Here is a 20,955-nt window from a genome sequence, read left to right on the forward strand (position 1 = left end):
CCCTTCAGGGCGCTTAAAGCACCCCCGCGTCCTTGGCGGACCACACAGATGGGTACACCGGGCGGTACCCCAGCTCATGCCTGATCCGGGACGTGGACACCACCCCGCACCAAGGATCCGGGTCCACCTTGTCGTACACCTGCGCCGGCACCGCCATCCCGTTCAGCTGGAACAGGTCCACCGTCGTCACCGGCGCGTCATCGGCGATGTTGTACACCCCGGACGCCCCCTCCGCGTACAGCAGCCGCCGCAACCCCTGGGCCACGTCCACGTGATGCCCCATGTGAAGGCGCTGCGTCGCAGGCCAGTCGGGCGCCCACCGCATCACGTCGACCAGGTGCGGATCCCCGTCCCCGTACACGAACGGCAGCCGCCCGATCCGCAGGTCACCGAGACCGTCCATCGCCCCGAGCGCCCGCTCCGCCTCCCACTTGGACTCGGGGTACGCGCCCCACATGCCGCCGCCCGGCACCGTCTCGTCGCTCTCCACCAACGGCCTTCCCCGCCCGGCGCCGTACACCAGCGACGTACTGACCTGCACGAACCGCCGCACGCCGGAGGCCACCGCCGCGCGCCCCAGCTCGATCGCCGCGTCCCGGTTGACCGCCCGCGCCTCCTCGTCCGGCACTCCACGGAACGCCGCCGCGACGTTCACCACGGAGTCCACCCCCGCGGTCGCCTTGCCCAGCACGTCGACGTCGCGCAGATCGCCGAGAACCACCTCCGCGCCGAGCTCCGCGAACCGCTCCCCGCGGGCCGCGTCCCGGACCAGCACGCGCACCCGGTCCCCCTGCGGAGCGCTCTGCAGCAGCCGCGGTACGAACCGCTTCCCGACCTGTCCCGTCGCACCCGTCACCAATGTCAGCATGGCCGCCTCCTCGCTGTCGTAGCCATGCCTGAAGCCTCGGCGAACTCCGCTCGCGGCGGGAGAGACGCGTTTATCCAGGGACCGGCACTCCCTGGATACGCCCTGGCCGCACGCCCCGCTCCGCGCGATCCTGAAGAGGTGAACCGAGCCGAACTCGCCGACTTCCTGCGCCGCTGCCGCACCCGCCTGGCCCCTTCCGACGTGGGCCTGACCGAAGGACCGCGGCGGCGTACGCCGGGCCTGCGCCGCGAGGAGGTGGCGCAGCTCGCGGGGATGTCCGCGGACTACTACACGCGGCTCGAACAGCGCCGCGGCTCGCATCCTTCGCGGCAGATGCTCACCGCGCTGGCCCGCGCGCTGCGGCTGACGGACGCGGAGCGCGACCACCTGTTCCATCTGGCGGGCGAGGAGCCGCCGAGGCCCGGCGGCTCCTCGGGGCATGTGCGTCCGGGGCTGCTGCTGGTCCTGGACCGGCTGCACGATCTGCCGGCGAGCGTGATGAGCGACTGGGGCGAGATGCTCGCGCAGAACACGATGTCGATGGCGCTGACCGGCGACCACGAGGGCACGAACCTGATCCGCCGCTGGTTCACGGTGCCGGGCGCCCGCGACCTGTTCCCCGCGCAGGCCCACGCGGTGCACGCCCGCAGCCATGTGGCGAGCCTGCGCGCGGTCACCGCCGCCCGCCCCGACGACCCGGGCCCGGCCGCGCTCGTGGCCGAACTCCGGGCTGCGTCACGGGAGTTCGAGGAGCTGTGGCAGTCGCACGAGGTCACGGTGCGCCGCCCGTCGCCGAAGCGGTTCCTGCACCCGGTGGTCGGCGTTCTCGACCTGGACTGCGAGGTGCTGACCGGCGACGGCCACAGCCAGCAGCTCGTCGTGCATTCGGCGCGGCCGGGCTCGGACACGTACGAGCGTCTCGAACTGCTGCGGGTGATAGGCCTCCAGGACCTGACCCCGAGCGCGTAGAAGACGCGTAGAACTCCTAGAAGCCCAGCTTGCGCAGCTGGCGCGGGTCGCGCTGCCAGTCCTTGGCGACCTTCACGTGCAGGTCGAGGTAGACCGGCGTACCGAGGAGGGCCTCGATCTGCTTGCGGGACTTGATGCCGACGTCCTTGAGGCGCTTGCCCTTCGGGCCGATGATGATGCCCTTCTGGCTGGGGCGCTCGATGTAGACGAAGGCGTGGATGTCGAGGAGCGGCTTGTCGGCGGGGCGGTCCTCGCGCGGCAGCATCTCCTCCACGACGACGGCGATGGAGTGCGGCAGCTCGTCCCGTACGCCTTCGAGCGCGGCCTCGCGGATCAGCTCCGCGACCATGACCTGCTCGGGCTCGTCGGTGAGGTCGCCCTCGGGGTAGAGCGCCGGTCCCTCGGGCAGCAGCGGCACGATCAGATCGGCGAGCAGGCCGACCTGCTTGTCGCCGACGGCGGAGACGGGGATGATCTCGGCCCACTCGAAGCCGAGCTCCTTGCCGAGCTGGTCGATGGCGATGAGCTGCTCGGCGAGCTGCTTGCTGTCGACGAGGTCGGTCTTCGTCACGATCGCGATCTTCGGCGTCTTCTTGATCGACGCCAGCTCCTTCGCGATGAACCGGTCGCCGGGGCCGAGCTTCTCGTTGGCGGGCAGGCAGAAGCCGATGACGTCGACCTCGGCCCACGTGGTGCGCACGACGTCGTTCAGGCGCTCGCCAAGGAGCGTGCGCGGCTTGTGCAGACCCGGGGTGTCGACCAGGATCAGCTGCGCGTCGTCGCGGTGCACGATGCCGCGCACCGTGTGCCGGGTGGTCTGCGGCTGGTCCGCGGTGATGGCCACCTTCTTGCCGACCAGAGCGTTCGTGAGGGTGGACTTGCCCGCGTTGGGGCGGCCGACGAAGCACGCGAAACCGGCGCGGTGGGCAGGTCCGGCGGCAGGGGTGTGAACGCTCATGGGCCCCATTGTCCCTGATACCGCAGGCGCCGCTGCACCGTGAGACATCGGTAACACCTCGGCAACACGAAACACGGCGGAAACGCGTGGGTACGGATTCGGAAACGCGGGACCGTGACGCTGGCCCGCATGACCGTCCTCGCCGCCCCCGCACTCGATACCGGCGACACCGCATGGCTGCTCGCCGCCACCGCCCTCGTCCTGCTGATGACGCCCGGACTCGCCCTCTTCTACGGCGGCATGGTCCGCACGAAGAGCGTCCTCAACATGCTCATGATGAGTTTCGTGTCGATCGCCCTGGTCACGGTGGTGTGGCTGGTCGCCGGCTACTCCCTCGCCTTCGGCGACGACGCCTTCGCCGGCCTGATCGGCGGCCTCGACCACGCGGGCATGGCGGGCGTCGGCCCCTCCGACGTCACCGGCACGGTCCCCACCTTCCTCTTCACCACCTTCCAGCTGACGTTCGCGATCATCACGGCGGCGCTGATCAGCGGAGCCGTCGCGGACCGCACCAAGTTCGGGGCGTGGCTCGTCTTCGTACCGGTGTGGGCACTGCTCGTATACGTTCCCGTCGCGCACTGGGTCTGGGGCCCGGGCGGCTGGGTCGCGCACCGGCTGGGCGCCCTGGACTTCGCGGGCGGCCTGGTGGTCGAGATCGCCTCGGGCGCGTCCGGTCTGGCGCTCTGCCTCGTCCTCGGCCCGCGCATCGGGTTCAAGAAGGACGCGATGCGCCCGCACAACCTGCCGATGGTGCTCATGGGCGCCGGCCTGCTCTGGTTCGGCTGGCTCGGCTTCAACGGCGGCTCGGCACTCGGCGCCAACGGCCTCGCCGCCGCCTCCCTCTTCAACACCCTGATCGCGGGCTGCACCGGCCTGCTCGGCTGGCTGTTCGTGGAGCAGAGGCGCGACGGGCACCCGACGACGTTCGGCGCCGCGTCCGGCGCGGTGGCCGGCCTCGTCGCGATCACCCCCGCGTGCGGCGTCGTGGGCGTCATCGGCGCGGCGGTCGTCGGCCTCGCGGCCGGTGTCGTCTGCTCGTACGCCGTCGCCTGGAAGTTCCGCTTCGACTACGACGACTCCCTCGACGTCGTCGGCGTCCACTTCGTCGGCGGTGTCGTCGGCACGGTCCTCATCGGCCTGTTCGCCACCTCCGCCATGACCGGCTCGCCGGCCAGGCAGGGCCTCTTCTACGGGGGCGGGTTCGGGCAGCTCGGAAAGCAGCTGCTCGCGGTCGTGGTCGTGGCGGCGTACACCTTCCTCGTGACGTACGGGATCGGGAAGGCCATCGACAAGCTGATGGGCTTCAGGGCGTCCGCCGAGGACGAGATGACGGGCCTCGACCAGACGGTGCACGCGGAGAGTGCGTACGATCACGGCGTCCTGAGTGCGTCCACGCACCCCGCGCACATCCCCGCCGCCCTCGTAGGAAAGGCCAAGCAGCCATGAAGCTGATCACCGCGGTCGTCAAGCCGTTCCGCCTCGACGCGGTCAAGACGGCGCTGCAGGAACTGGGCGTGGACGGTCTGACGGTGACCGAGGCCAGCGGTTACGGCCGCCAGCGCGGGCACACCGAGGTGTACCGCGGCGCCGAGTACCAGGTCGACCTCGTGCCGAAGGTACGGATCGAGGTCGTCGTCGAGGACGCGGACGCCGAGCCCGCGATGGACGCCGTCGTGCGCGCCGCCCGCACCGGCAAGATCGGCGACGGCAAGGTGTGGTGCATGCCGGTCGACTCGGTGGTGCGGGTACGCACCGGCGAGCGCGGCCCGGACGCCGTCTAGCCCGTACGGACAAACGACGGAGCGCGGCCGGAGGCATCTCTGCCTCCGGCCGCGCTCCGTCGTCAGGCGGTGCTACTGCCGGTCGCTCACAGGCCGGCGCCGCACACCGGCCAGGCGTTCGGGCCCTGGTCCGCGAGGACCTTGTTGGCGACGGTGATCTGCTCGCTCTGGCTGGCCTGGTGCGCGGAGGCCGCGTACTGCGTGCCGCCGTAGGCGGCCCAGGTGGACGGCGTGAACTGGAGGCCGCCGTAGAAGCCGTTGCCCGTGTTCGCCGCCCAGTTGCCGCCGGACTCGCACTGCGCGACGGCGTTCCAGGAGCTCGCCGGGGCAGCGGCGGTCGCCGCGGAGGCGGTGCCCGTACCGGCGATCACCATGGCGCCGGCAGCACCGGCGAGGGCGCCGGCGGTGGCGAGACGACGGACGCGGGACGAGGACTTGAGAGCAGCGGAGAACACGTAGAACAGCCTTTGTTCGGGGACGGGGGTGTCGCGGCGCCTCCCGTGGACGGGACGCTGCGAGAGCGATCGGCGCCCGGCGACTGATCCACCATGACCGGCGCACCCCGCCCGCCCCAGGGGACCTAAGTCCCGTCGGCGGGACTTAGGTCCCGGATTCCCGGTCCGCCGCCGCGGGCCGGACGCTCCGGGCCGAGGGCCCCGCCGCCCTTGCGCCGCACGGCCGGCGCCCGCCCGAACGGCACGGAGCCGGGCCGGGACCAAAGTCCCGGCCCGGCTCCGACGTGACCGTCTTCACGCACTTCGGGCGAAAGCCGCTCCAGTGCTGGGATCGGGCATTTCGCTGTGACGCACGCCTCCCGGGGACTCCGTGCTCAGCCGGCCTCGACGGACGCCCGGAGCGACCCGTCGGCCGCCGCCAGGAACACCGGCGTCCCCGCCCCGCCCAGATCCCGTACGGCCGCCAGATCCGCGGCCGCGACGGACTCGGCCGCGGAGACCACGGCCGCCGCCTCCAGGGACTGCGCGCCGGACGCCACGGCCATGGCCACGGCGGTCTGCAGCGCGCTCAGCTTCAGCGAGTCCAGGGCGACGGTGCCCGCGACGTACGTACGCCCGGTCTCGTCGCGCACGGCCGCGCCCTCGGGCACGCCGTTGCGGGCCCGCGCGGAGCGGGCCAGGGTGACGATCTTGCGGTCCTCGGGGCCGAGGTCGGTGCTCTCAGTCATGGGGTGAGCATAAGAGCCCGGGTACGACCCCCCGGCTCCCGGCCTCCCCCGCTCATCCTGCGACCGGGTACATCGACCCGCGCCGCCCCTCCGGCGAAGCCAGCCACTCCAGCTTGGCCGCGGTGTCGGCCTCGGGCAGCGGCGTGTGCAGGACGACGGTCAGGTCCGGGCGGGCCGGTACCTTCATGGCCGTCGACTCGACGACGAGCAGCCCCGCCACCGGATGCTCCAGCTCCTTGCGGATCGTGCCCTGCGCCTTGATGTCACGCCGCTCCCACAGCGCCGCGAACTCCGGGCTGGCCTCCTTCAGCTGGGCGACGACGTCCTGGAACGCGGCGTCGTCCGGGCAGTCCGAGCAGGCCTGGCGGAACTGGGCCACGACCGTCTCCGCGTTCTCCTCCCAACTCGCGCTGCGCGAGCGGTAGAGCGGGTCGGTGAAGAAGTCCAGGATGCAGTTCTGCGTGTTCTCCGGGCGCATGCCGAGCACCATCGCCGCCGCGTGGTTGTACATCACGCAGTTGTAGTAGCCGTCCATGATGTGCGCCGGATACGGCATCCATGTGTCGATCAGCCGCCGCAACTGCTCGCCGCCGCTCGCCTGGTACGCCGGATCGGCCTGCGGCGCGGGCGGGTTGAGCCCCGCGAGGACGTACAGGTGCCGGCGCTCGGCGTCGCTCAGCCGCAGCACCCGCGCGACCGCGTCGAGCACCTGCGGCGACACCGAGATGTCGCGGCCCTGCTCCAGCCACTGGTACCAGGACGCCCCGACCCCGGCGAGCACGGCGACCTCCTCGCGCCGCAGTCCGGGGGTGCGCCTGCGGGCACCGCCGTCGGGCAGCCCGGCCTGCGCGGGCGTCACCCGGGCCCGCCGGCTCATCAGGAACTCCCGCAGTTCGCCCAGCCGATGGGCCTTGCGCGCCTCGCTGTCCGCGTCAGCCACGGACTCCCCCTCCGCATAGCTGCTGATGCCAGCTGGTGGTGCCTAGCTGGTGGTGCGACCACCAGCATAAGTTCCCACTCTCCACGAACAGTCCGGGACGACGAAGCTCATGGCCATGGCAACCGACACCCTCCCCGCCGCACCTGACACCACGGCCCTCGCACCCGCCCCGGCACCCGCGCCGACGCCCCGTCTCTCCCGCCGCGACAAGCTCGTCCTGTTCGTGCTGTGCGCCGCGCAGTTCATGGTCGCGCTCGACTTCTCCATCCTGAACGTGGCCCTGCCCGCCCTCGGCCCCGACCTCGGCATGAGCCAGTCCGCCCTCCAGTGGGCGGTCACCGCCTTCGCCCTCCCCTCAGGCGGCTTCCTGCTCCTGTTCGGCCGGGTCGGCGACCTCTACGGACGCCGCCGCCTGTTCCTGGCCGGCCTGACCGTGTTCGGCGCGGCCTCGCTGCTCACCACGTTCGCCTGGGACCCCACGTCGTTCCTGGCGGGACGCGCGCTGCAAGGCCTCGGCGCCGCCGCGATCGTCCCGACCGGCATGTCCCTGCTGACCACGACGTTCCCCGAGGGCCCGCAGCGCGAGAAGGCGCTCGGCATCTCCGGCACCGTGCTCTCGCTCGGCTTCACCGTCGGCATGGTCGCCGGGGGCACCCTCACCGACACCCTGGGCTGGCGCTCGACGATGGGCCTGCTCGCCGTCTTCACCGCGCTCGTCCTGCCGCTCGCCCCGGGCCTGCTGCCCGAGTCGCGCACCCCGGACCGCCCGCGCCTCGACATCCCCGGCGCCATCACCGTCACCGGCGGTCTGCTCGCCCTGATCTACGCCCTGTCCACGGCGGCCGAGCGCGGCTTCGGCGGCGCCGACGTCATCGCCGGACTGATCGCGGGCATCGCCCTGCTCGCCCTCTTCGGCTACGTGGAGTCCCGTACCGCCCAGCCGCTGGTGTCGCTGCCGATGCTGCGCCGCCGCTCGGTGGCCTTCGGCAACCTGGGCGGGCTGATCACCTTCTCGATGATGTCGACGATCGTCTTCGTCCTCACCCTGTACCTCCAGGAGACCCTGAAGCTGTCGGCGTTCGCGACCGGCCTCATCTTCGGCCTCCAGGGCGCGATGGCCGTCGTCAGCGGCATGATCGCCCCGCGCGTCATCGGGCGCTTCGGCGCCCCCCGCACGCTGGTCGGCTCGCTGGTCGCCCAGGGTCTGATCACCGCGTCGCTGCTCGGCATCGGCACGGACGCAGGGTCGGTGTGGCTCGCGACGGCCGCCGCCGCGCTCGCCTGCGTCGGACACCTCGGCGCGATCGTCGCCTACAACGTCACCGCCACCTCGGGCGTCCGCGACGAGGAGCAGGGCCTGGCCACCGGCCTGGTCACCTCGACCCAGCAGGTCGGCATCACGATCGGCATCCCGCTGCTCGGCGTCCTCGCCACCACGTCGACGGACCTGCTGACCGGCGTCCACACGGTCATCGCCCTGGACGCGGCGATCGTCCTGCTGACGGCCGGGGTGGTGGCCCTGGGCCTGCGCACCAAGAAGACGCAGGCAGAGGCACAGGCGGTGAAGGCCTGAGGGGCTAGGGCCGATCGAGCTTGAGCCGCTCGGCGCGGGGCAGCCCCGCCACCACCAGGTCGTACGAATCCTCGACGAGCTCCCGGACGAAACGGTCCGGGAGCTCGCCCGCGCTCACCGTGTTCCAGTGCCGCTTGTTCATGTGCCAGCCGGGCACGACGAGACCCTCGTACTCGGCGCGAAGCCGCACCGCGTCCTCCGGGTCGCACTTGAGATTGACGGTCAGGGGCCGCGCGTCCAGATGCGTCAGGGCGAACATCTTGCCCAGCACCTTGAAGACCGAGATCTCCGGGCTGAACGGGAAGTCCTCGACCGCCGCGTTGAACGACAGGCACAGCGCGCGCAGCTCCTGCGGTGTCACGTCTTCTGCTCCTCCGTGGCCGTGGGCTCGACAAGCACCGTCACGATCTTGTTGCGGCGGCCGGCCGCGGCCTCCGCGGTCAGCCGCAGGACCCGCCCGTCGGGCAGTGTCACCGCGGACGAGGCACCGGCGATCGGCACCCGGCCGAGCGCCTTGGCGAGCAGTCCGCCGACCGTCTCCACGTCCTCGTCGTCGAACTCCTCGATGCCGTACAGCTCACCGAGGTCGCCGATGTCGAGCCGGGCCGTGACCCGGAACCGGTCGTCGCCGAGCTCCTCCACGGGCGGCAGCTCACGGTCGTACTCGTCGGTGATCTCACCGACGATCTCCTCAAGGATGTCCTCAATGGTGACAATGCCCGCCGTGCCGCCGTACTCGTCGATGACGACCGCGACGTGGTTGCGCAACTGCTGCATCTCGCGCAGCAGGTCACCGGCGTTCTTCGTGTCCGGGACGAAAGCGGCGGGCCGCATGGCGGTGGACACCAGCTCGGCCTCGGAGTCCCGGTTGATGTGCGTCTTCCTGACCAGGTCCTTCAGATACACGATCCCGACGACGTCGTCCTCGCTCTCGCCGACCACGGGGATCCGCGAGAACCCGGACCGCAGCGCCAGCGTCAGCGCCTGCCGGATCGTCTTGTACCGCTCGATGACGACGAGGTCGGTGCGCGGCACCATCACCTCGCGCACCAGCGTGTCGCCCAGCTCGAAGACGGAGTGCACCATCCGGCGCTCGTCGTCCTCGATCAGCGACTCCTTCTCGGCGAGGTCGACCATGGCCCGCAGCTCGGCCTCGGAGGCGAACGGCCCGCGCCGGAAGCCCTTGCCGGGCGTCAGCGCGTTACCGATCAGAATCAGCAGCGGCGGAATCGGCCCCATGATCCGCGCGAGCGGCAGCAGCACATACGCCGCCGCCGTCGCCGTGTTCAACGGATGCTGGCGCCCGATGGTCCGCGGGGAGACACCCACGGCCACGTACGAGACGAGCACCATCACGCCGATCGCGACGAGCAGCGCCTGCCAGGTCTCGCTGAACTCCTCCAGGCACGCGTACGTGACCAGCGCGGCGGCCGCCATCTCGCAGGCCACCCGCACCAGGAGCGCCACGTTCAGATAGCGCGTCGGATCGGCGGCGACCTGCGCCAGCTTCGCGCTGCCGCGCCGCCCGGACCGTACGGCCTCCTCGGCGCGGAAGCTCGACGTGCGGGCGATACCGGCCTCGGCGCACGCCGCCAGCCAGGCGACGACGACCAGCGCGACGGCGCCCGCGATGAGGGAGAAACTCATGACACGGTCGGGGCCGGTGACGGCCCCTCCATCCCCTTCTCCGCACGCCAGCCGTCGACGATCGCGGCCTGAAGACCGAACATCTCGGCCTTCTCGTCGGGCTCCTCGTGGTCGTACCCGAGCAGGTGCAGCACGCCGTGCACGGTGAGCAGCTGAAGCTCCTCGTCCATCGAGTGCTGCGTCGGCGCGTCCTCACCCTGCTTCTTCGCGACCTCCGGGCACAGCACGATGTCACCGAGGAGCCCCTGCGGGGGCTCCTCGTCGTCCTTCGACGGCGGACGCAGCTCGTCCATCGGGAAGGACATGACATCGGTCGGACCCGGCAGGTCCATCCACTGCACGTGCAGCTGCTCCATGGCGTCGGCGTCCACGACGATCACCGAGAGCTCGGAGAGCGGGTGGATGCGCATCCGCGCGAGGGCGTAGCGGGCGATGTCGAGGATCGCCTGCTCGTCGACCTCGGTTCCGGACTCGTTGTTGACGTCGATCGACATGGCGCTCGTTCTTCTACTTCCGCTTGGTGCGGCCGCCCTGGTGGGAGCCGTTCTCCGTACCGTGCTCGGTGTCGTACTTCTCGTACGCGTCGACGATACGGCCGACCAGCTTGTGCCGGACGACATCCTGGGACGAGAGCCGCGAGAAGTGCACGTCGTCGACCCCCTCCAGAATGTCCTGCACCTGCCGCAGCCCGCTCTTCGTCCCACCCGGCAGGTCGACCTGCGTCACGTCACCCGTGATCACGATCTTCGACTCGAACCCGAGCCGGGTCAGGAACATCTTCATCTGCTCGGGGCTGGTGTTCTGCGCCTCGTCGAGAATGATGAAGGCGTCATTGAGCGTGCGACCCCTCATATAGGCCAGCGGCGCCACCTCGATGGTCCCCGCCGCCATCAGCCGGGGGATCGAGTCCGGGTCCAGCATGTCGTGCAGGGCGTCGTACAGCGGGCGCAGGTACGGGTCGATCTTTTCGTAGAGGGTGCCGGGGAGGAAGCCGAGGCGCTCGCCCGCTTCCACGGCGGGGCGGGTCAGGATGATGCGGTTGACCTGCTTGGACTGGAGGGCCTGGACGGCCTTGGCCATGGCCAGGTACGTCTTGCCGGTGCCGGCGGGGCCGATGCCGAAGACGATGGTGTGCTTGTCGATGGCGTCGACGTAGCGCTTCTGGTTGAGCGTCTTGGGGCGGATGGTGCGGCCGCGCGAGGACAGGATGTTCTGGGTGAGGACCTCGGCGGGGGTCTCGTCGGCGCCGCCCTCCCCGTTCTGCGTCGCCTTCAGCATGGCGATGGAGCGCTCCACGGCGTCCTCGGTCATCGGTGCCCCTGTCCTCAGAACCAGCATCATCTCGTCGAACAGGCGCTGGATGAGGGCCACTTCGGCGGGCTCTCCGGTCGCACTGATCTCGTTGCCCCGGACGTGGATGTCGGCCTCCGGGAAGGCCTTCTCGATCACTCGCAGCAGCGCGTCCCCGGATCCGAGGATCTCCACCATGGGGTGCTTCGCCGGGACGGTGAACTGCGCGCGGGCGCTGGATGGTGTCTGCGTCATGGGCGGGCTCTGTAGGCCGCGATCTCCTTGTGACAGCCGTGGTCTGATGCGCTCCAGCCTACGACGCCGCACTGACATCGCCGAGAGCTTTTCCGGCGCCGGTGCGCGGGTGCCGCGGGCTACGCGGAGCGGCCGAAGCCGATCGTCGGGACGGCGCGGCGCAGCGGCCAGGGGCGTGCGGCGTCGGGGAGCAGCGGGTCGAGGAAGGCGTAGCGGTCCAGGGCGGCGGGGTCCTGGTCGTCGTAGGCCTGGATCTGCCGCCACCATGCGGCGACCTCCGACCAGCCGGGGGCGGAGAGGGAGCCGCCGAATTCCTGGACGGAGAGGGCGGCGGTGAGTCCGGCGAAGGCGAGGCGGTCGGCGAGGGGCCAGTCGGCGAGGGTGCCGGTGACGAATCCGGCGACGAAGACGTCGCCGGCGCCGGTCGGGTCGAGGGCGGCGACCTCGATGGCCGGGACGGAGGCGGTCTCGCCGGTGCGGCCGTCGACGGCGTAGGCGCCTTCGGAGCCGAGGGTGACGACGGCGAGCGGTACGTGTTCGGCGAGGGCGTGGGCGGCGGCGCGGGGGCAGCTGGTGCGGGTGTAGCGCATGGCTTCTTCGGCGTTGGGGAGGAACGCTTCGCATTGAGCGAGGTCGGGCAGGGCGGCGAGGTCCCAGCGGCCGGTGTCGTCCCAGCCGACGTCGGCGAAGATGCGGGTGCCTTTGCGGGCGGCCTCGGCGACCCAGGGGGCGTCGGTGCCGGGGGTGAGGGAGGCGACGGCGGCTCTCGCGCGGGGCGGGCAGCGCGGGGCGGGCTCCTGGGGCGGCGGTTCGTGGCCGTGGCTGACCATGGTGCGTTCGTTCTCGTACGCCATGGAGACGGTGACCGGGGAGTGCCAGCCGGGGACGGTGCGGGAGTGGCCGAGGTCGATGCCCTCGCCGTTCTCCAGGGTGTCCCAGCAGTATTCGCCGTAGTGGTCGTCGCCGAACGCGGCGGCCAGCGAGGTGCGCAGGCCGAGGCGGGCGAGGGCGGTGGCCATGTTGGCGACGCCGCCGGGGCTCGATCCCATGCCGCGTGCCCAGGACTCGGTGCCGCGCACGGGGGCGCTGTCGAGTCCGGTGAAGATGATGTCGAGGAAGACGGTGCCGGTGAGGTAGACGTCGCAGGCGGGTTCGCCGGGTGTGCGCAGCGCCGCGAGGGGGTCCGTGTGGTCGGGGTCCTGGCCGGTGGAGGTCATCACGCTCCCTGCAGTGGTACGGGTCCGGACAGTGTGCCCGACGGGTTCCCGTACCACTGCGGGTGACATCAGGTGGTCGCGGGACCGATGCGTGTGGCGGTGCCGGGTGCCGTCCCGGGCCGGGGCCGCGGGGCGGTGCCGCGGGCGGTGCGCACGGTGTCGTTGCGGCCGCCGCCGCGTACGAACAGGACGCTGAGCGCGGCGAGGAAGCCGACGACGGTGAGTCCGACGAGGCCGGCCCGGGTGGAGCCGGTGGCGTCCTCGATGAGGCCGAAGGCGGTCGGGGCGACGAATCCGCCGAGGTTGCCGATGGAGTTGATGAGGGCGATGCCGGGGGCGGAGGCGCGTGCGTCGAGGTAGCTCTGGGGGATGGTCCAGAAGATGGGCGAGGCGGGCTTGAAGCCCATGGCGGCGAGGCAGAGCGCGCCGAGTCCGACCCAGGGTGAGACGAAGACGGCGAGCAGGGTGCCGGTGCCGCCGACGAGGAGCAGTCCTACGAGGATGGGGCGCCGTTTGCCGATGCGGTCGGAGAGGCGTCCGGAGACGTAGACGGCGGCGATGGCGAACAGCCAGGGGACGGCGGTGACGAGGCCGACCTGGAAGTCGCCGAGTCCGCCGATGTCGTCGACGATCGAGGGCAGCCAGAACGTGACGGCGTACAGGGCGACGTTGATCGCGAAGTAGATCCACAGGAAGAGGAGCATCTGCGGGTCGGCGAGGAGTTTCCAGCGGGAGACGGTCGCGCCGCCGCGTCCGGCGGCCTCGCGGCCCTGCTGTTCCTGGTCGATGACGGTGACGAGGCCGTCCTTCTCGTCCTGGGTGAGCCAGGTGGCGCTTTCGACGCTGGAGTCGAGGAAGCGGTAGACGACGAATCCGAGGACGACGGAGACGACGCCTTCGATGAAGAACATCCACTGCCAGCCGGAGTGTCCCCAGATGCCGTGCATTTCGAGGAGGGCGCCGGAGATGGGGCCGACGATGACGGTGGCGGTGCCGGAGCCCATGAGGAAGATCGAGGTGGCGCGGCCGCGGTGGGAGTCGGGGAGCCAGCGGGAGAAGTAGTAGATGACGGCGGGGAAGAAGCCGGCTTCGGCGACGCCGAGGAGGAAGCGGAGCGCGTAGAACATGCCCGCGCTGTTCACGAAGGCCATGGCGGTGGCGACGACGCCCCAGCTGATCATGATGCGGGTCAGCCAGACCTTGGCTCCGAAGCGTTCCATCAGCATGTTGCTGGGGACTTCGAAGATGGCGTACGCGATGAAGAAGATTCCGGCGCCGAGTCCGAAGGCGGCGGCGGAGAGTCCGACGTCGGCCCGCAGCTGGTCCTGGGCGAAGCCGAGGTTGACCCGGTCCATGTAGTTGGCGACGAACATGACGAAGAAGAGCGGGACGACCCGTCGGAAGATCTTGCGGATGGCCGACTGGACGGCGGCGGGGTGCTCCTGGGGACTGGTTACTGCGGACACGAGCGGCTCCGGTCGTGGGGCAGGTGTGAGGGGAAGTCGGAGGAGGGGGCCCGGGCGGGGAACTCCCGGGCCCTGTACGGGAGTTGGCTACCAGCGCGGGACGGCGGGCGTGACCCACTCCGGGTCGAGGACGCGCATGGCGGCCGCGTCGTCGCGGTCGCGCAGGTGGGCGTGGGCGGGGTCGAGCCACCGCCGGTGCAGGGCCTCGACCTTGGCGGGGTCGAGGGTGACGCCGAGGCCGGGCGCGTCGGAGACGGCGACGCGGCCGCCTTCGAAGGTGAGGCGTTCGGTGAGGACGTCCTCGGACTGCCAGGGGTAGTGGGAGTCGCAGGCGTGGTGCAGGTTCGGCACGGTGGACGCGACGTGGGTCATGGCGGCGAGGCTGATGCCCAGGTGCGTGTTGGAGTGCATGGAGATGCCGACGCCGAACGTGCGGCAGATCGCGGCGAGTTGCTGGGTGTTGCGCAGCCCGCCCCAGTAGTGGTGGTCGGAGAGGACGACCTGCACGGCGCCGGTCGTGAACGCTTCCTCGATCTCGGCGAACGTCGTCACGCACATGTTGGTGGCGAGCGGGACGCCTGCCTTGGCGGCGACCTCGGCCATGGCGGGCGTGCCGAGCGCGGGGTCCTCCAGGTACTCCAGTACGTCACGCAGCTCGCCTGCGACCTTGAGTGAAGTCTCCACGGACCAGGCGCCGTTGGGGTCGAGGCGCAGCGGCTTGCCGGGGAAGGCCTCGGCGAGTGCCTTGATCGCGGCGATCTCCTCGTCGGGCGCGAAGCAGCCGCCCTTGAGCTTGAACGACTCGAAGCCGTACCGCTCGTGGAAGAGGCGGGCCTGGGCGACGACGCCGGCCGGGTCGAGGGCGGCGCCCCAGTCGTCCTGCTCACTGGCGATGCCCTCGGGGTGGTGCTCGTTCTTGTAGAAGAGGTAGGCGCTGTACTCGACGGAGTCGCGCAGCTTGCCGCCGAGCAGGGCGTGCACGGGCAGGCCGAGTGCCTTGCCGAGCGCGTCGAGGCAGGCGACCTCGAATCCGGAGACGACGGACAGGCGCAGCTTGTCGGCGGTCTGGACGCCGCGCAGGCCGCCGACGTCGACCTGGTCGTCGACGCGCGCGTCGTCCACGGCGACCTCGTCGGCGATCACGAACAGGCCGTTGAGGTCCGATACCTGACGGTCTGTCAGTTTCTCGGCGAAGGGCCGGGCGAGCTCCAGGTACTTGGCGTCGCCGTAGGTCTCGCCGACGCCGGTGACGCCGCCGGCCGTCTCGATCTCGATGATGAGCCGGGGCGTGTACGGCTGGTGCAGGCCCTGGGTGTTCAGGAGCGGCGGGTCGGCGACGAGGATCGGGGTGAGGCGGACGTCGGCGATGGCGAGGTCGGACGTGTTGCTCATCGGGCGGCTCCGGCGAGAGTGGGGGCGGATACGAGGTCGAGTCCGGCGGCGAGGACGCGCTCCAGGTCGGCGAGGTCGCCGGGGGCCGGATCGGCGAGCGGGGCGCGGACGGGGCCGACGGGGCGGCCGCGCAGCCGGGCGGCGGCCTTGACGAGGGAGACCCCGTAGCCGGGGACGCGGTCGCGGATCTCGACGAAGGGGACGTAGAACTCCCTGAGCAGTCGGTCCACTTGGGGGTTGTCGCCGTCGCGCAGGGCGGTGAAGAACGCGGTGGCGATCTCGGGTGCGAAGGCGTGCACGGCCGAGGAGTAGGCGGGGACGCCGACGCCGGCGTACGCGCGGGCCTGGATCTCGGCGGTGGCGGCCCCGTTGAAGAAGAGGAAGCCGTCGGGTGCGGCGAGGGTGAGGCGCTGGAGCCGGTCGAGGTCGCTGTGGCCGTCCTTGAGGCCGATGACGCCGGGCAGGGCGGCGACGCGCTTCAACGAGTCGGCGGTGAAGGCGACCTGGTCGCGCTGGTAGACGATGAGCGGCAGCCGGGTGCGGGACGCGAGCTGTTCGACCTGGGCGACGAGTCCGTTCTGCGGGCCGCGCACCAGGTAGTGCGGCAGGACGAGGAGGGCGTCGGCCCCCGCCTCTTCCGCGATCCGCGCGAAGCGGGCGGCCTGGGCCCAGCCGTATCCGACGCCGGCGACGACGGGCACGCGGCCCGCGGTCTCCTCGACGGCTGCGGTGACGACGCGGCGGTACTCGTCCTCGTCGAGGGAGAAGAACTCGCCGGTGCCACAGGCGGGGAAGACGGCGCCGGGCCCGGTGGCCACCTGGTCCGCGACGTAGGCGCGGAACCCGTCGAGGTCGAGTGCGCCCCGCTCGTCGAAACTCGTCAGCGGGAACGAGAGGACGCCCTGCGCCATGCCCTCGCGCAGCCGCCCCACGATGTCACCGTTCACCATCGCCGCCACTCCCCGTCTTCGTACGTAGATGCCATCCACACATGTAGATGGAGATTAGATACGCGAACGGGGGCCGTCAATGGGTCGGCGTCTACGATCAGCGCATGCCAGAGCAGCAGGAGCACGAGGAGCAGGTCCGCGGCGTCCGCGAGGTGAAGTCCGCGGCCCGCACCGTGGAGCTGCTCGAAGTCCTGGCCGAGCGCGGCGACCGCCCGGCCCGCCTCCAGGAGCTCGCGGACGAACTGGCCGTGCCGCGCAGCTCCATGTACGCGCTGCTCCAGACGCTCATCGGCCGCGGCTGGGTCCGCACCGACGTCACGGGGTCGCTGTACGGCATCGGCATCCACGCCCTGCTCACCGGCACCAGCTACCTGGACACGGACCCGTACGTCCAGGCCGTACGCCCCTTCCTCGACGAGGCGTCCGAGGCGCTCGGCGAGACGATCCACCTGGGGCGGCTCGACGGCTTCGCGGTGGCGTACCTCGCGACCCGGGAGTCGCACGAGTACCTGCGCACCATCAGCCGCGTCGGGCGCCGGCTGCCCGCGCACGTCGGCGCCCTGGGCAAGGCGCTGCTCGCGGAGCGCTCCGACACCGAGCTGCCGCCTGACCCGTACACCCGGGTCACGGACAACACGCACACCACGCGCGAGGCGCTCGCCGCCGATCTCGCGGACATCCGCGCGCGCGGCTACTCGATCGACCGCGAGGAGGGCGTGCCCGGCATCGTCGGCTTCGGGTTCGCCCTGCGCTACGCCGCTCCCGCGCACGACGCGATCAGCTGCTCGGTGCCGGTCGCGCGGCTCACGCCGGAGCACCAGGAGCGCATCGTCACGGTCATGCGGGAGACCCGTACGAAGATCGAGACGACGGTCCACCGGGGCTTCGCGGGAACCCCCAACTGGCGCTGAACCAGCACCGAGAGGCGGCCGAAAAGGCCCTCTTCTGCCCGGCTGAACCACACCCAAACCATATGTGTCTCAGGTCACACAGCCCCGACTTCTGTGCGGCCCCTTTGGCTTGATACAAATTGGCCGCGCAGGGCGTCAGCCTGCTGCGGGTCGGTTCCGTTCGCAAAGACGTCGCGCTCCACCACCCCCTTTTCCTTACCACCCCCTTGCCCAAAACAGCGGCGCGACCGAGTCCGGGCAGAGGGTCCGTCTCCAGGACTGCCCGTGTCTTCGCGCGCTCCCAGGCCCGCACTCATAGCCCTCTTCACAGCCGGCTATCTCGCTGCCTATCTGTTGCCCACGGTCGTCGGCCGACTCGCCGACAGCCTGCGCCTCACTCCCACCCAGGCCGGTCTCATGGGCAGCGCCCTGCTGCTGAGTTCGGCCACCGCGGGCCTGGTGCTCGCGGCCCGCGTCGAACGGATCGGCGCCCGCCGCGCCGCCCGCGCCGGGCTCCTGCTCGCCGCCGTCGGCTACGGCACCGCGGCACTGACCGCCACCGTCCCACTGGTCGTCGCGGGTGCGATGATCGGCGGCTTCGGATCGGGCACGGCCACCGCCGTCGCCGCGACCGGGATCGCCGCGCAGAAGGATCCGCACCGGGCGTCCACGCTCGGCCTGCTGAGCGTCTCCGCGCTCGCGGGCGCCCTGTATCTGACCCTGCCGCGGATCAGCGACGGGCACGGCCTGCCGTTCGCCGCGCTGGCCGCCACGGCGCTCGCCGTGTGGCCGGCGACGAGCCGCCTCGCGGGCCCGGCCACGCCCGACAACTGCGCCGCGCAGGCGCCCAAGTCCCCGCTCCCGTACGCCCGTTCCGGGATGGTCCTGGCCGCCACGCTGGTCTGCTGGTCGATGGCGCAGAACTCCCTGTGGGGTGTCAGCAGCCGGATCGGCACCGAGCAGGCGGGCCTGAGCGAGGTCGCGGTCGGCAGTGTCTTCGCCGTGGCGCTCGGCGCCGGGCTGCTCGGCGTGATCGGCGCGGGCGCGCTCGGCGTCCGGGCCGGCCGCGCGCTGCCCATCGGGGCGGGCACGGCGGCCATCGCCTGCTGCATCGCCCTGAGCGCCCGCGCGGACGGCCTCGCGTCCTTCGCCACCGGCGAGATCGCCTGGAACACCCTCTACCCGGTGGTGCTCTCGTACCTGCTCGGCCTCGCCGCCTCGCTCGACCCGCGCGGCCGCTGGGCGGTCCTGGTCGGCTCGGCGTCGTCGCTGGGCACCGCGTGCGGGCCCCTGGTGGGCAGCTCCCTGTCACAGGCGACCGGGTTCGCCACGATGGGCGCGGTGCTCGCCGGGGCGCTGCTCCTGCTGGCGGTGCCGCTGACGGCGGTGACGCTGCACACCGGAGGCCGCCCGCTGTTCGCGGGTGCGGCCAGGCGGCGCAGCGGCGCCCCGGTCGGCGCGACGGTCCCGCCGTCGGGCGTCCTGGAGCAGCCGGTCGTCGAGATCTTCGACATCGAGGTGCCCGCCGTCATCGCCGAGTCCCGGCCGGAGCCGGTGCAGGACGAGTTCACGACGGCGGGCCCTCAGGCGGGTCAGCCGGAGATGTCGTCCAGCTCGTACGCCTCGACCTCGGCGATGTAGCGCGCCCGCAGCGCCTCCTCCTCGGCGCTGCCGTCGAGGAACGACGCCACGAACGAGTTGCGGGCCAGCTCCCGCAGCCGTTCGTGGTCGAGCGCGAGGGCCTCGTGCACGGCGTGGAACGTGTCGCCGGCGTACCCGCCGAAGTAGGCCGGGTCGTCGGAGTTCACGGTGCACAGCAGGCCCGCGTCCATCATCTTGGCGAGCGGGTGCTCCTCCAGGACGTCGATGGCGCGCAGCCGCACGTTGGACAGCGGGCAGAGCGTCAGCGGGATCCGGTCCCGTACGAGACGGGCGACGAGCTCGGGGTCCTCCAGGGAGCGCAGGCCGTGGTCGACGCGCTCCACGCCGAGGACGTCCAGGGCCTCCCACACGTACGACGGGTCGCCCTCCTCGCCCGCGTGCGCGACCTTGCGCAGGCCGAGCGCGCCCGCGGCCTCGTACACCTCGCGGAACGTGGAGGCCGGGTTGCCGACCTCGGCGGAGTCGAGGCCGACGCCGACGATCCGGTCGAGGTACGGCTTCGCGGCTTCCAGGGTCTCCATCGCCGACTCGGCGGACTGGTCGCGCAGGAAGCACATGATGAGCTTGGTGGTGATCCCGTGGCGCTCCTCGCTGCGCGCGAGCGCCCGCGAGAGTCCCTCGACGACGGTCCCCATCGTCACGCCGCGCGCCATGTGGGCCTGCGGGTCGAAGAAGATCTCCGCGTGCCGCACGCCCTGCTCGGCGGCGCGCGCCAGGTACGCGTCGGCGAGCGCCTCGAAGTCGTCCTCGGTGATCAGGACGGCCATCAGGCCGTAGTAAAGGTCGAGGAACGACTGGAGGTCGGTGAAAAGGTACGCCGTGCGGAGCGCCTCGGTGTCGGCGTACGGCAGCGTGATGCCGTTGCGGGCGGCGAGTTCGAAGGCCAGCTCGGGTTCGAGGGTGCCTTCGATGTGCAGGTGCAGCTCGGCCTTGGGGATGCGAGCGAGGGGTTCGAGGGACATCGGACCATCGTACGCAGGGCCCCAGGTCAGACCCGTTTCGGCACGGGCACCCGGTCGAGGTCGCGGGCGACGGTCAGCTCCCCGTCGAACCCGGCGGCGCGCGCCTGCCGCTCGAACTCCCCCGGGTCGCTGTAGCGCTGGCTGAAGTGGGTCAGGACGAGATGGCGCACACCGGCGTCCCGGGCGACGCGGGCGGCCTGCCCGGCGGTCAGGTGCCCGTGATCGGCGGCCAGTCGGCGGTCCTCGTCCAGGAAGGTCGACTCGATGACGAGCAGATCGCAGCCGTCGGCGAGCATCTCGACGCCCTCGCACAGCCGGGTGTCCATGACGAAGGCGACGCGCTGCCCGCGCCGCACCTCGCTCACGTCGTCGAGGGTGACCGTGCCGAGGCTCCCCTCGCGGTGCAGCCGCCCCACGTCGGGCCCGGCGATGCCGTGCGCGGCGAGCCGCTCGGGCAGCATCCGCCGCCCGTCGGGCTCCACGAGCCGGTAGCCGTACGACTCGACGGGGTGCGAAAGGCGGCGCGCCTCAAGCCGGTACGAGGATGTCTCGGCCAGCACCGCGCCCTCCCCGCCGACCGGCTCCTCCGTGATGCCGACGGTCTCCCGGTACGCGGTGGAGTACCGCAGCCGGTCGAAGAACCGCTGCCCGGACGCCGGGAAGTGGGCGGTCACGGGGTGCGGAACCCGGTCCAGGTTGATGCGCTGGATGACACCGGCGAGGCCCAGCGAGTGGTCCCCGTGGAAGTGCGTGACGCAGATCCGGTTGAGGTCGTGCGCGGCGACACCGGCGCGCAGCATCTGCCGCTGGGTGCCCTCTCCCGGGTCGAAGAGGATACCCTCGGCGTCCCAGCGCAGCAGGTAGCCGTTGTGGTTGCGGTGCCGCGTCGGCACCTGGCTCGCGGTACCGAGCACGACGAATTCACGTACGGACACGGGGAGTTGACCTCTGC

General features: G+C 71.5%; 20 protein-coding genes and 1 pseudogene. 6 read left to right on the forward strand and 15 right to left on the reverse strand.

The annotated features are described in order from the left end of the window. Window positions 1-13: 13 nt before the first annotated feature. Window positions 14-868 (reverse strand): NAD-dependent epimerase/dehydratase family protein, encoded by an 855-nt coding sequence (locus tag AB0L37_RS18125; protein ID WP_365505816.1) that lies wholly within the window; start codon window positions 866-868, stop codon window positions 14-16. Between the two features lie 138 nt (window positions 869-1,006). On the opposite strand from AB0L37_RS18125, the gene AB0L37_RS18130 reads away from it, so the two are divergent. Then, window positions 1,007-1,837, forward strand: coding sequence for a helix-turn-helix transcriptional regulator (locus tag AB0L37_RS18130; protein ID WP_365505819.1), 831 nt, complete (start codon window positions 1,007-1,009; stop codon window positions 1,835-1,837). Between the two features lie 16 nt (window positions 1,838-1,853). Here AB0L37_RS18130 and era read toward each other — a convergent pair whose 3' ends face one another. Next, the gene (gene era, locus AB0L37_RS18135) at window positions 1,854-2,804 is read right to left on the reverse strand and encodes a GTPase Era (RefSeq protein WP_365505822.1); all 951 of its coding nucleotides are present in this window, start codon (window positions 2,802-2,804) and stop codon (window positions 1,854-1,856) included. A gap of 120 nt (window positions 2,805-2,924) precedes the next feature. Between era and AB0L37_RS18140 the strand changes: the two genes are divergently transcribed. Further along, on the forward strand, window positions 2,925-4,241 hold the full coding sequence (locus tag AB0L37_RS18140; protein WP_365505825.1) for an ammonium transporter: 1,317 nt from the start codon (window positions 2,925-2,927) through the stop codon (window positions 4,239-4,241). Then, window positions 4,238-4,576, forward strand: a complete 339-nt coding sequence (locus AB0L37_RS18145) for a P-II family nitrogen regulator (protein ID WP_365505828.1) — start codon at window positions 4,238-4,240, stop codon at window positions 4,574-4,576. Before AB0L37_RS18140 ends, AB0L37_RS18145 begins: the two co-directional genes overlap by 4 nt. Before the next feature lie 89 nt (window positions 4,577-4,665). Here the strand turns inward: AB0L37_RS18145 and AB0L37_RS18150 are convergent. The 3 genes and pseudogenes from AB0L37_RS18150 to AB0L37_RS18160 all read right to left on the reverse strand — a co-directional run. Next, a pseudogene (locus tag AB0L37_RS18150) lies at window positions 4,666-5,031 on the reverse strand (transglycosylase family protein); the annotation flags it as partial. Between the two features lie 374 nt (window positions 5,032-5,405). After that, entirely contained in the window at window positions 5,406-5,759 is a 354-nt protein-coding gene (locus AB0L37_RS18155) for a cytidine deaminase (RefSeq protein WP_365505831.1), read from the reverse strand. Window positions 5,760-5,811: 52 nt separating this feature from the next. Continuing rightward, window positions 5,812-6,636 carry a helix-turn-helix transcriptional regulator gene (locus tag AB0L37_RS18160; RefSeq protein WP_365506219.1) on the reverse strand — a complete coding sequence of 275 codons (825 nt, stop codon included), beginning with the start codon at window positions 6,634-6,636 and terminating at the stop codon, window positions 5,812-5,814. A 178-nt stretch (window positions 6,637-6,814) separates the two neighbouring features. On the opposite strand from AB0L37_RS18160, the gene AB0L37_RS18165 reads away from it, so the two are divergent. Further along, the gene (locus AB0L37_RS18165; protein WP_365505834.1) at window positions 6,815-8,272 is read left to right on the forward strand and encodes an MFS transporter; all 1,458 of its coding nucleotides are present in this window, start codon (window positions 6,815-6,817) and stop codon (window positions 8,270-8,272) included. A gap of 4 nt (window positions 8,273-8,276) precedes the next feature. Here the strand turns inward: AB0L37_RS18165 and AB0L37_RS18170 are convergent, their stop codons facing one another. The 8 genes from AB0L37_RS18170 to AB0L37_RS18205 all read right to left on the reverse strand — a co-directional run bounded on the left by AB0L37_RS18170 (window position 8,277) and on the right by AB0L37_RS18205 (window position 16,489). Continuing rightward, the gene (locus AB0L37_RS18170) at window positions 8,277-8,633 is read right to left on the reverse strand and encodes an MmcQ/YjbR family DNA-binding protein (protein ID WP_365505838.1); all 357 of its coding nucleotides are present in this window, start codon (window positions 8,631-8,633) and stop codon (window positions 8,277-8,279) included. After that, the gene (locus AB0L37_RS18175; protein WP_365505841.1) at window positions 8,630-9,919 is read right to left on the reverse strand and encodes a hemolysin family protein; all 1,290 of its coding nucleotides are present in this window, start codon (window positions 9,917-9,919) and stop codon (window positions 8,630-8,632) included. Before AB0L37_RS18175 ends, AB0L37_RS18170 begins: the two co-directional genes overlap by 4 nt. After that, window positions 9,916-10,413: an rRNA maturation RNase YbeY gene (ybeY, locus tag AB0L37_RS18180; RefSeq protein ID WP_365505844.1), complete on the reverse strand. Its 498-nt coding sequence runs from the start codon at window positions 10,411-10,413 to the stop codon at window positions 9,916-9,918. The genes AB0L37_RS18175 and ybeY overlap by 4 nt, the downstream gene beginning before the upstream one ends. A 13-nt stretch (window positions 10,414-10,426) precedes the next feature. Then, entirely contained in the window at window positions 10,427-11,464 is a 1,038-nt protein-coding gene (locus tag AB0L37_RS18185) for a PhoH family protein (RefSeq protein ID WP_365505847.1), read from the reverse strand. A 119-nt stretch (window positions 11,465-11,583) separates the two neighbouring features. Then, on the reverse strand, window positions 11,584-12,681 hold the full coding sequence (locus tag AB0L37_RS18190) for a PfkB family carbohydrate kinase (protein WP_365505850.1): 1,098 nt from the start codon (window positions 12,679-12,681) through the stop codon (window positions 11,584-11,586). Window positions 12,682-12,749: 68 nt separating this feature from the next. Beyond that, the gene (locus AB0L37_RS18195) at window positions 12,750-14,054 is read right to left on the reverse strand and encodes an MFS transporter (RefSeq protein ID WP_365506221.1); all 1,305 of its coding nucleotides are present in this window, start codon (window positions 14,052-14,054) and stop codon (window positions 12,750-12,752) included. 180 nt (window positions 14,055-14,234) lie between these two features. Next, window positions 14,235-15,539 (reverse strand): glucarate dehydratase family protein, encoded by a 1,305-nt coding sequence (locus AB0L37_RS18200; protein ID WP_365505853.1) that lies wholly within the window; start codon window positions 15,537-15,539, stop codon window positions 14,235-14,237. Further along, window positions 15,536-16,489 carry a 5-dehydro-4-deoxyglucarate dehydratase gene (locus AB0L37_RS18205; RefSeq protein WP_365505856.1) on the reverse strand — a complete coding sequence of 318 codons (954 nt, stop codon included), beginning with the start codon at window positions 16,487-16,489 and terminating at the stop codon, window positions 15,536-15,538. Before AB0L37_RS18205 ends, AB0L37_RS18200 begins: the two co-directional genes overlap by 4 nt. Before the next feature lie 104 nt (window positions 16,490-16,593). On the opposite strand from AB0L37_RS18205, the gene AB0L37_RS18210 reads away from it, so the two are divergent. Together AB0L37_RS18210 and AB0L37_RS18215 are read left to right on the forward strand one after the other, a co-directional pair. Then, a complete protein-coding gene (locus tag AB0L37_RS18210) occupies window positions 16,594-17,400 on the forward strand; it encodes an IclR family transcriptional regulator (RefSeq protein ID WP_365505858.1) in 807 nt (268 codons plus the stop codon). A gap of 264 nt (window positions 17,401-17,664) precedes the next feature. Further along, a complete protein-coding gene (locus AB0L37_RS18215) occupies window positions 17,665-19,020 on the forward strand; it encodes an MFS transporter (protein ID WP_365505861.1) in 1,356 nt (451 codons plus the stop codon). On the opposite strand, the gene AB0L37_RS18220 is transcribed toward AB0L37_RS18215, so the two are convergent. Together AB0L37_RS18220 and AB0L37_RS18225 are read right to left on the reverse strand one after the other, a co-directional pair. Next, complete coding sequence (locus AB0L37_RS18220; protein WP_365505864.1) at window positions 18,972-20,003, reverse strand: adenosine deaminase; 1,032 nt, start codon at window positions 20,001-20,003, stop codon at window positions 18,972-18,974. The genes AB0L37_RS18215 and AB0L37_RS18220 overlap by 49 nt on opposite strands. Window positions 20,004-20,029: 26 nt before the next feature. Continuing rightward, the gene (locus AB0L37_RS18225; protein ID WP_365505867.1) at window positions 20,030-20,938 is read right to left on the reverse strand and encodes a ribonuclease Z; all 909 of its coding nucleotides are present in this window, start codon (window positions 20,936-20,938) and stop codon (window positions 20,030-20,032) included. Window positions 20,939-20,955: the final 17 nt, after the last annotated feature.

Source organism: Streptomyces sp. NPDC052225 (assembly GCF_040679615.1).
In the GTDB taxonomy this organism is placed as follows: domain Bacteria; phylum Actinomycetota; class Actinomycetes; order Streptomycetales; family Streptomycetaceae; genus Streptomyces.